Source organism: Moorena sp. SIO4G3, from assembly GCF_010692305.1.
In the GTDB taxonomy this organism is placed as follows: domain Bacteria; phylum Cyanobacteriota; class Cyanobacteriia; order Cyanobacteriales; family Coleofasciculaceae; genus Moorena; species Moorena producens_A.
The window spans coordinates 1-10195 of record NZ_JAAHIG010000320.1; the positions used below are offsets into that span (position 1 = coordinate 1).

Here is a 10195-nt window from a genome sequence, read left to right on the forward strand (position 1 = left end):
TGTGCGGTCTTGGGGGTTTCCCCCATGAGCAACTGGCGTGGTTCCCCCCATGAGCGACTGCATCAAGAAGGGATGTAATGGTGGTGATGATCCTATTTGTTCAGAAATCTGCTCTTTAGCTTATAACTGACTGCTGATAGCTGAATCATTACCCTTGCCAAGCCTAACAATGCTCCAAAAGGTGAAATGTTAAAGATTTCATAAGAACCAGAGCAAGAGGATAAAACGTTGATCAGATGATGGAGTTTAATGATTCATCAATTTAAAAATAGGTAAAGAGTCAAAAAGTATAGTTTTTTTGACTCTTTACTCGTAAAATCATCCTGACCAAGGATTTAGGATTTAATTCAGGATTTTTTTGTTTCAGCATTTGTTCACAATCAATTTATCAAACGTGGTATTAATAATATATTAAATTTTTAAGATAGGAGGTTAAAGTAGGTTAAAGTGATCTATGCTATACAGGTTCAGAAATAGTAAAAGGAGAATTGATAATTGTCTCGTCGATATTTATTTACGTCTGAATCCGTTACCGAAGGTCATCCTGACAAAGTCTGTGATCAGATTTCTGACACTATCCTAGATGCTATGCTCGCTCAAGATCACCAAAGCCGTGTTGCGGCTGAAGTGGTCGTTAACACCGGTTTGGTCTTGATTACTGGTGAAATTACCTCCCAAGCCCAGGTCAATTTGATTGATTTGGCTCGGAAGAAAATTGCTGAAATCGGTTACACTGATGCCGACAATGGTTTCTCGGCCAACAGTTGCTCTGTTTTAGTTGCTCTTGATGAGCAATCCCCTGACATTTCCCAAGGGGTGACTACTGCCCAGGAAAGTCGGCAGGAAATGAGTGACGATGAACTGGATGCTATCGGTGCAGGGGACCAAGGTCTGATGTTTGGCTTTGCCTGCAACGAAACCCCAGAACTGATGCCCATGCCCATCAGCCTGGCTCATCGGGTTTCTCGCCGTCTGGCAGCTGTACGTAAAACTGGTGATTTATCTTACCTGCGTCCTGATGGCAAAACCCAAGTCAGTGTGGTTTATGAAGATGGCAAGCCGGTTGGGATTGATACGATTCTGGTTTCCACCCAACACGATGCCACTATTGGTGATATTACCGATGAGGTAGCTGTCCAGGCAAAAATTAAAGATGACTTGTGGTCAGCAGTGGTGGAACCCTGTTTCCAAGATATCGATATTAAGCCGGATGATAAAACACGCTTCTTGGTGAACCCCACAGGGAAATTTGTAGTTGGTGGTCCCCAAGGTGATGCCGGTTTAACTGGTCGCAAAATTATTGTAGACACCTATGGCGGTTACTCACGCCATGGTGGTGGTGCCTTCTCTGGCAAAGACCCCACTAAGGTAGACCGTTCCGCTGCCTATGCCTGTCGCTATGCAGCTAAGAATATTGTGGCAGCAGGTTTAGCAGACAAATGTGAAGTCCAGCTGAGTTACGCGATTGGGGTGGCTAGACCCGTAAGTATCCTTGTAGAAACCTTTGGTACTGGTAAGGTGGACGAGGAGATTTTGCTGGAATTGGTCAACAACTATTTTGAACTGCGTCCTGCTGGCATCATCCAAACTTTCAATCTGCGCGGATTACCCGCAGAACGGGGTGGTCGTTTCTATCAAGACACGGCAGCTTATGGTCATTTCGGGCGTACTGATTTGATTCTGCCTTGGGAAGAAACTGATAAAGCAGAAATCCTTAAGGAAGCTGCTGGTAAATCTGGTGCTGTATCGATGGCATAAAGTAGTACTCGGTTAACTCAAGGTGTTAGGTGTTAGGCATTAGGCTTTAGGGATGAGTTAAAGCCTAATGCCTAGTGCTATCAGCTATCAGCTATCAGCTATCAGCTATCAGCTATCAGCTATCAGCTATCAGCTTTTGTGAATAAGCGATGCAGCGCGGTCTTGGGAAGGCAGCGCGGTCTTGGGGGTTCCCCCCATGAGCGACTGCCGTGGTTTCCCCCACTCGCGCTTTGCATCAAGACAACAGGTAACCATTTGTTTAATCTGAGTTACGTCAGCCTAATGTAGATCGCTGACCACTGACCGCTGACCCCTGACCGCTGACCCCTGGCCCCTGACCGCTGACCCCTGACCGCTGACCGCTGACCCCTGACTGCTTACCTAATATCTAATAAGGTCTCTACGGTTTTTGCTGATTATCCCCCTTCTTAGTTTCAGCAGGTTTACTGGGTTGAGACTGTTTTTTCAACTGAACAAAAAGTTGAAAGCGGGTACGATTGGGGTCGATTTTGGCAACCGTTAAGCCGATGGTATTAATTGCCTTTGCTAAGATTTCTTGCTGGGTTGGTAGTTGGGCGAGATTGAGATTACTGCTGTTGAGGGTACGCTCAACATCAAGGAAAAATTGACCAGTGTTGGGATTAGGTTTGGTTGGTACGGTCTTTTGAAACAGAGGTGCTTGAATTAGTGTCTTTTGGGGTTGAGGGACCACTTCACTGGCAATGGGGGCTCCTAGGGTGAAGAAGACTACATTCCCTTCTAACCAGCCGTGGGTAGCATTCACCCCTCCTAGAGTGGCTGTCCAGCTAACCATTGGTTGACCGTTCACCTGAGTTTCTACTACCGGTAACTGATAACTATTGGTGATTAAGTCATCCAATTGCTGTAGGGTTGCTTGAGCACCAGAGCGATCGCTTACTTTTACCATCAATGCTAGCCCAGCTCCTAAGGGAGCAGAGTAAGGATTATCCTGAAGCGCCAGTTGTTTGGGAGACATTGGTATTAAGGCTAGGGCAAACTCCCCTTCCATCCAAGATAGTAAATCCTTTTCCCAATCCAACCCTAAGGTGGTTTTCAGACCCGCTTGGAAATTGTCTGGGGAAATGGGGATTAGAGAATTTAATGCTCCTTGTTCGGTATAGTATTGCCAAAATTGTCTGATGTTACCCCCAGATATAATGCCTAGGGTACTCGCTGGCATCCGTCTAGGCAACAAAGAACCGCTATTTTGGTTACTGGTGTTAACAGTGCTTCTGGGTTTGACCCAGGAAATCCCTTCAAAACTTATCCCCTCTGGTGCTAGGGTTACTGTTGTGACTATGTCTTGCTTTAAGGGTTTAGTTTTTTCAGGCTGCTCCTGGGCATCAGAGGCTACTGCAGCTAAAAAAGCTGGTAGATTAATATACAACTGAGCAAAGGACTGATCAGCTTTAATCTCAGCGATCGCATCTTGGTACCCAGACTTACTAGCTACGGAAATAGCTCCTTTGTAGGTGTCAATCACCTGATCAATAATTTTGGGGTTTTCACTCACTACTAGAAAACGCCCCAGCACTGCTACTGAGTACTTTTGGGAGTTACTCTTGTTTGTTTGGTAAACCTGAATACCTCTGTAGGTTCTCTCAACCCACTGTTTCCCTGATTGAGACTTGGCTTTTTTGAACAGCTCCATTGCTTGGGTTAGTTTGTCAATGGGTAGTACAATCAAACTGGGAAAAACTGATTGATCGTTTGATAAGACTGCTGGTGATAAGTCTCTAGGGCTAAAGTATGCTAAGGTAACGTCTTCACCCAACCAAGGTTTGATATCTTGCTGATAGTTGTAGCCGTTAGCAGTTAGTAAATTTTCCTGCAACTGAGCAAGCTGTTTTTCCAAAACTTGTCGAGATTCAGTTGTGCCATACTTTAGCAACTGTTGCCATTGTTTGGATTCTGTAGAAATTGATGCGGTAAAAAAGGCATTTTGCGGAACTAACTGGGTACTTACCTGAATATCTGGTTGTAAAATCTGCCGCCGCACTAGCAACCAGTAAGCGGTTACTCCACCGCCTACTACCAAGACGGCTGCTGCAAAAATTAGCAGTAGAAAAGATTTCTTTTTTTTGGTCATGGATTTGATTGCTAGGGACATGAAGATAAGAGCTTATATCTTTGTGTGACCGTTGAATCTGATTAAAATTGGTTGTTCGTAAATTAGCAATTAGTAATTACCAATTATTAATTAACAGCCATGGGTTCAATCATATTAGAAGTAATTAACTTGACTTGATCTTAGGTGTAGATCGTATCTCGTTGCTGATAGGGACGCCCAAGGGATTGAATGGCTGCTTGTAATGTTTCTACTTCCATACAGGTACCTCCCATAGCTCCGGCCATGGTGGTGATATGCTCCTCCATTAATGTGCCACCAATATCATTACAACCCCATTTAAGGGCATCTGTCGCCCCAGCAAGACCGAGTTTTACCCAACTGGGTTGGTGATTTTTAATCCAGTTCCCTAGGAAAATCCGAGCTACAGCTGTGAGCAACAGAGCATCTTTCAAGACCGGTTGATCCCGTCCAACACGATGGCGTAATGGTTTGGGGGCTTCCTTTCCGACAAAGGGCAGTAAGATAAATTCAGTGATTAAGCCAGGGTATCCCTGGTTACGGGCTGTTTGTTGAAGCGATCGCAATTTTTCCAAGTGTGCCATTTGTTGTTGGGGTGTCTCAATATGACCCGATAGCATGGTACTGGTTGTGGGCATTCCCAGTTGATGAGCTGTTGACACAATCTCTAGCCAAGTGGCGGTATTGGTCTTTTCTGGACAGAGAATACGTCGGACATCATCATCTAAAATCTCTGCTGCTGTTCCTGGCATTGAACCAAGACCAGCCTCTTGTAGTTGAGCAATCACCTGGGCATAGCTAAGTCCATCAAGCTCAGCAATAAATTGCACTTCCTGGGGAGAGAAAGCATGGAGATGCAGCTGAGGAAACTCTTGCTTAATGGTTTTTACCAACTCTAGGTAATAGGGCAAGGTTGACCCATTCATCTTTGCCTTGGGGTTGAGTCCGCCCTGCATGCAAATTTCTGTAGCATTCCGCCGCAGCGCATCCGCTGCCTTGTCATGAATTTGCTGCCAATCGAGCCAATAAGCCCCCTCTTCAGAGGCATCCCGACGAAAAGCACAGAAACTACAGTGCTGGGTACAGATATTTGTAAAGTTGATATTACGGTTGATAACATAGGTAACCGTATCCCCAACTTGTCTATAGCGCAACCGATCCGCAGTTTCTTGAATTGACGCTACGGCCTGAGGTTCAGTTTGCTTCAAAAGCACAACCCCTTCATCGGGTGATATATCAATACCCCCTAAGGCACGGTTGAGAATAGTATCAACACTAGTGGTAATCACAGGCATATTCAGTAAACCTACACTCAGTAAATCTACAATGATCGCAGTGATCGCAGTTGAACATCTCCATGGTGTAGCCGGAAGGTGAAAATAACTTAGGGGCTAAAACCCCCTGATTCCATATATTTTGTCTGTCATGTATTTCAATTCCATTGGCAAGTCTGCTCCTTGTGCTGATTGAGGTTACTATTGTTGAAAACTTTCCTGAGAAGTCTCGGGTTTTACCCCCTGTTGCTATTATTCTGGATTACTATTGGCAGTGTTTTACGCTTCACTAACCTCACCCTGAAGTCCCCCTGGACCGATGAATTTGCCACAATCGTGTTCAGCTTGGGCAATAGTTATCAAACCTTACCCCTAGACCAAGCCATTTCCCTCTCTACCCTGTTACAACCACTGGCATTTAATCCAGAATCGGGAGCATCAGCAGTTATTCATCATTTATTTACTGAGGATCACCACCCTCCCCTATATTTTGTCCTCGCGAACTGGTGGATGAGGCTATTTTCCTTCGGTGTACAGGCGTTTGATGGAACATCGTTACAGCATAGCGACTTAGTAATTTGGGGGATGCGATCGCTTCCCGCCCTGTTCGGTATAGTATCAATTCCACTAATCTATGGACTGAGCTGGGTAGGGTTTCGTTCCCGGTTAGTCGCTCAACTAGCAGCAGCAATTATGGCTGTGTCTCCCTATGGTGTCTTTCTAGCCCAGGAAGCTCGTCATTACACCTTAGCCATTTTGTGGGTGATGGCATCCTTGTGCTGCTTAATTATTGCTGTACAACATCTTCAACGCCAGACTGTTCTACCGATTTGGATATCCCTGTCTTGGGTAGTGGTTAATTGTTTAGGTATAGCAACCCACTATTTTTTTCTCCTGACCCTGTGTGCTGAGGCGATGGTTTTGTTAGGACTTTGGGGATTAGCCAAAATTTCTCCTTCTCGACCCTATCCCATCCGGCGCATTGGTGCAGTTGCGGCAGGTAGTGCGATGGGAGGATTAGTTTGGTTACCGGTGTGGCTATCGAGTTACGATGCTCAGATGACTGAATGGATTATAAGTAGCAATGATGGGAGTTGGGCTTGGACTAAGCCAATTTTTCAAGCTCTCGCTGCTTGGATTACCATGTTATCTCTATTGCCCGTGGAGTCATCTTCCCTGATAGTGGTCATTGCTTCGGGTTTGGTGATGTTGGTGTTTCTAATCTGGTTGCTCCCGATTCTCTATCGCTATCTAAAAATACAACTAAATCACCCTAAGACTGGTTTGGTCACAGGGGTTTTAGGAAGTTTCTTGATTAGTGCGATCGCATTATTTTTTGGTATTACTTACTGCCTTGGTACCGACCTCACCCGTGGTGCTCGGTATAGTTTCGTCTACTTCCCTGCTGTGATTGTCTTAGTAGCAGCCGCCCTAGCCGTCAGTAACCGTCACCCTTCAACAGCAAATCCCACTGATAATAGTAGCCCTAGGAGACCAAAAACTATAGCGCTAGTTTTGCTAATGGGGTTTTTGAGTAGTATTACCGTAGTCAGCAATCGAGGCTATCAAAAATACTATCGTCCAGATTTATTGGTACCGATAATCGAACAAAAGTCATCAGTACCGATACTAATTGCTACTACTCACAACACCTTGGTACAGACTGGCGAAATGATGGGGCTGGCTTGGGAATTCCAACAGAAGGCTGATCAAAAACTATCTTCAGTCAATCCCCAATTTCTATTGGCACATCAAGACCAAATTCAGTGCCAGCAGACCAATTGTCCTGCTGCTATCACTCTTAAACAAACTGTCGCTGATTTGTCAAGTCCCCTAGATTTATGGTTGGTGAATTTTAACGCAACAGTTGAAGAGTTACCTAATTGTTCTGCTGAGAATTCTGTTAATAATTTAATATCCGTGGATGGTTACCAAGCTCAGGTTTATCACTGTCTTGGTTCTAAGCATTCAGCTGTCAGCTATCAGCCGTCAGCCGTTAGCCGTTAGCCCTCAGCGCTCAGCCCTCAGCCCTCAGCCCTCAGCTTATTTTATTCAAAAGCAGAGTAGCGTGGCACAGGGTTCTAGTTTGTGGCACAGGCTTCTAGCCTGTGACGAGGTAACCCATAGCCTATAAGCTGAATGCTGAACGCGCACGCGTGTGCGTAGCACATATGCTGAATGCTGAACGCGCACGCGTGTGCGTAGCACATATGCTGAATGCTGATAGCTTACACAAAATCTGCGATAGTATCTTTTGTACTAAACTCTAATTAAAGCCACCCCCATGAGCATCGCCCCCCTAACCTGGCAAGAACTAGAAGCTCTGACGGATTTTAAAATAGATACTGTTAATGGCGCTACTAACGCTCAATCTTGTTTGCGCCTATTTGGTTTTACTGAATCTGATATTCGGGTTACCCTATACCGAGATAACCACGCTTGGTGCCCTTACTGCCAGAAAATTTGGCTATGGTTGGAAGAAAAACAGATTCCTTATCGTATCAAAAAAATTACCATGTTTTGTTATGGTAAGAAAGAACGTTGGTACAAGCAGAAAGTGCCATCTGGGATGCTACCAGCCCTAGAGCTAGATGGTAAATTGATTACCGAAAGTGATGACATTTTAATCGGATTAGAACGGGTTTTTAAACCCTTAGAGCAAAGCATGAAAGACCCCGCTGTCATAAAGCTAAGGCAGTTGGAGAGACTTCTGTTTAGAGCTTGGTGTACTTGGCTGTGCTATCCTACACGTTCATCTAAAGAAGAGCAACATCACCAAGACCAATTTATTCAAGTGGTGGAGATGGTGGAAAATGCCCTAAGCTCCACTCCAGGTCCTTACTTTCTTGATCAGTTCGGTACTGTTGATGTAATTTTCATGCCTTATGTCGAACGCATGAATGCCAGTCTTTATTACTACAAAGGCTATTCTCTAAGGGAAGAAAATCCCCGATTGGCAGCTTGGTTTGAAGCCATGGAAACCCGACCTACCTATCGTGGCACACAGAGCGACTTCCACACCCATGTCCATGATTTGCCTCCCCAGATGGGGGGCTGCTGGCCAAACGATAAACCCCAGACGTTAGTCAATCAGGCACGGGTAGACAATGGTCCTTGGGAAGGGCTACCGGATGTAACTTACCCAGAACCGGAAACCTCCCGTACTGAAGCTCTCCAACGAGTGCTTAAACACCGCACCAATATCATTCGAGTTAACCCCGCCGACGAGACCTTGTTTGATCCAGCCCTGCGTTGTGCCTTGACACACATGATTACCGGGGAAACCTGTATGCCACCGTTGGGTTCAGATCCTGCTCTTAGATATTTGCGCGATAGAATTAGTGTTCCTCGGGATATGTCTATCTATGCTGCTAAGAGGCTCAGAGAGTCTCTGGAAAAAACTGCCTCTTTAGTAGGAAATGGTCAAGGTTCTGCTATTCCCATCCGTCACCGACGTGACCAAGATCCAGCTAACTTTGCCAAGGCGGTCTAGAGTTGCGATCGGCGTTCGCGCAGCGTGGCTAAAGGCCTCAGCCGCGCCAAAGGCGATTAGCCCGAAGGGCGTTGGCTAGCGATGAAGCGTTCGCGAAGCGTGGCCAAAGGCCTCAGCTTCCGCGCTTATGCGATCGCACTAACTTTATCTAGGATATTAATCGTAGGGTGGGCAGTGCCTAGCCACCCGATGGCTAGCTTGGTGAATCTGCCTGATCTACTGCCCACCCTACATCAAGCTCAATACAAATACAGGGTTGTATAGCAATGAAAACTAAATCTGTGAATGGGGATAAGTCCCAACGGGCGAGCAAAAAGAAGCATCTACTAGCAGCAGATAGTAAAAAGAAAGATAAGAAAAAATTAAATAAGGAAAAATTAAATAAGAAAAAACTCAAGAAACAAAAGAAGGCCAATCTTACCAAGTCAGAACGAAAAGTGTTCTACCACATTTCTGAGGCAGAAGGCAGCTCTAAACTTCCGAGGAAAATGTATGAAAAGGAGCTTGCCCGTCTGCAATTGGAACTGGTGAAAATGCAATACTGGACTAAGCATACTGGAACCCGGATTGTGATTGTGTTTGAAGGACGTGATGCAGCCGGGAAGGGGGGCACTATTAAACGGATTACCGAACCCCTAAATCCACGTGGCTGCCGAATTGTGGCATTGGGTACACCGAGTGATCGGGAAAAGACCCAATGGTATTTCCAGCGCTATGTAGCTCATCTACCCGCAGCCGGTGAAATTGTCTGTTTTGACCGCAGTTGGTACAACCGAGCTGGGGTGGAGCATGTGATGGGTTTTTGTACCGATGCACAGTATCAGGAATTCATGCAAACCTGCCCACAATTTGAGCGGATGTTGGTCAGATCTGGCATAATTTTGCTGAAGTATTGGTTTTCAGTCAGCGATGAGGAGCAAGAGCGACGGTTCCAATCTCGCACCACCGATCCCGCTCGTCGCTGGAAGCTCAGCCCGATGGATCTAGAATCTCGCGATCGCTGGGTGGAATATTCCGAAGCAAAAGACAACATGTTGGCTCACACCAATATTCCCGAAGCCCCCTGGTTCACGGTGGAAGCTGATGACAAAAAGCGTGCTCGCCTTAATTGCATCAGTCATATTCTCAGCAAGATTCCCTATGTTGATATGACACCGGAACCTCTAGAATTACCACCACGCAAGAAAGCTCCCAATAACTATGTGCGCCCACCTCTGAATGAGCAATTTTTTGTGCCCCAGTTGTATTGACATTTGGGAACGTCCTAAAATTCAGGACTTAGGGGTTTCTTCCTGTATATTATTTCATTATCCTTTGGCTGAGGCAATAAACGATAACCATTACTATAATGTTTTTTAGGTTCAAGTAAAGACTGAATCTTTTTGGAGGTTTCTTCAATAGCATGTAGAATCCTCCCAAGGACATCAGTTTGCTTAGCTTTAACTAGCAACAAACACTGATTAGCGTAAAAAACAACAATCAGCAAAGTATCTCTAGATTCCATCAATATTTTTTCGTTGTTTACCAGACTAGGTAAGCGGTTAATAGAGTTGTGAAACA

8 protein-coding genes are annotated in these 10195 nt (G+C 45.3%); 5 read left to right on the forward strand and 3 right to left on the reverse strand.

The window, feature by feature from the left end; genetic code table 11:
- Window positions 1-495: 495 nt before the first annotated feature.
- Entirely contained in the window at window positions 496-1758 is a 1263-nt protein-coding gene (gene metK, locus F6J99_RS34760; protein WP_293119982.1) for a methionine adenosyltransferase, read from the forward strand.
- A 400-nt stretch (window positions 1759-2158) separates the two neighbouring features.
- Here the strand turns inward: metK and F6J99_RS34765 are convergent, their stop codons facing one another.
- Together F6J99_RS34765 and cofH are read right to left on the reverse strand one after the other, a co-directional pair.
- Window positions 2159-3868 (reverse strand): DUF3352 domain-containing protein, encoded by a 1710-nt coding sequence (locus F6J99_RS34765; RefSeq protein WP_293119984.1) that lies wholly within the window; start codon window positions 3866-3868, stop codon window positions 2159-2161.
- A 161-nt stretch (window positions 3869-4029) separates the two neighbouring features.
- On the reverse strand, window positions 4030-5163 hold the full coding sequence (gene cofH / locus F6J99_RS34770) for a 7,8-didemethyl-8-hydroxy-5-deazariboflavin synthase subunit CofH (RefSeq protein ID WP_293119986.1): 1134 nt from the start codon (window positions 5161-5163) through the stop codon (window positions 4030-4032).
- Between the two features lie 186 nt (window positions 5164-5349).
- On the opposite strand from cofH, the gene F6J99_RS34775 reads away from it, so the two are divergent.
- The 4 genes from F6J99_RS34775 (at window position 5350) to ppk2 (ending at window position 9885) form a co-directional block, all read left to right on the forward strand.
- Window positions 5350-7149 carry a phospholipid carrier-dependent glycosyltransferase gene (locus tag F6J99_RS34775; protein WP_293119988.1) on the forward strand — a complete coding sequence of 600 codons (1800 nt, stop codon included), beginning with the start codon at window positions 5350-5352 and terminating at the stop codon, window positions 7147-7149.
- 277 nt (window positions 7150-7426) lie between these two features.
- On the forward strand, window positions 7427-8635 hold the full coding sequence (locus F6J99_RS34780; protein WP_293119990.1) for a glutathione S-transferase family protein: 1209 nt from the start codon (window positions 7427-7429) through the stop codon (window positions 8633-8635).
- Between the two features lie 81 nt (window positions 8636-8716).
- Window positions 8717-8899 (forward strand): hypothetical protein, encoded by a 183-nt coding sequence (locus F6J99_RS34785; protein ID WP_293119992.1) that lies wholly within the window; start codon window positions 8717-8719, stop codon window positions 8897-8899.
- 2 nt (window positions 8900-8901) lie between these two features.
- Window positions 8902-9885 carry a polyphosphate kinase 2 gene (ppk2, locus tag F6J99_RS34790; protein ID WP_293119994.1) on the forward strand — a complete coding sequence of 328 codons (984 nt, stop codon included), beginning with the start codon at window positions 8902-8904 and terminating at the stop codon, window positions 9883-9885.
- A gap of 14 nt (window positions 9886-9899) precedes the next feature.
- Here the strand turns inward: ppk2 and F6J99_RS34795 are convergent.
- Window positions 9900-10195, reverse strand: a 296-nt coding sequence (locus F6J99_RS34795) for a hypothetical protein (RefSeq protein ID WP_293119996.1), incomplete at its 5' end; no start/stop codon positions are given.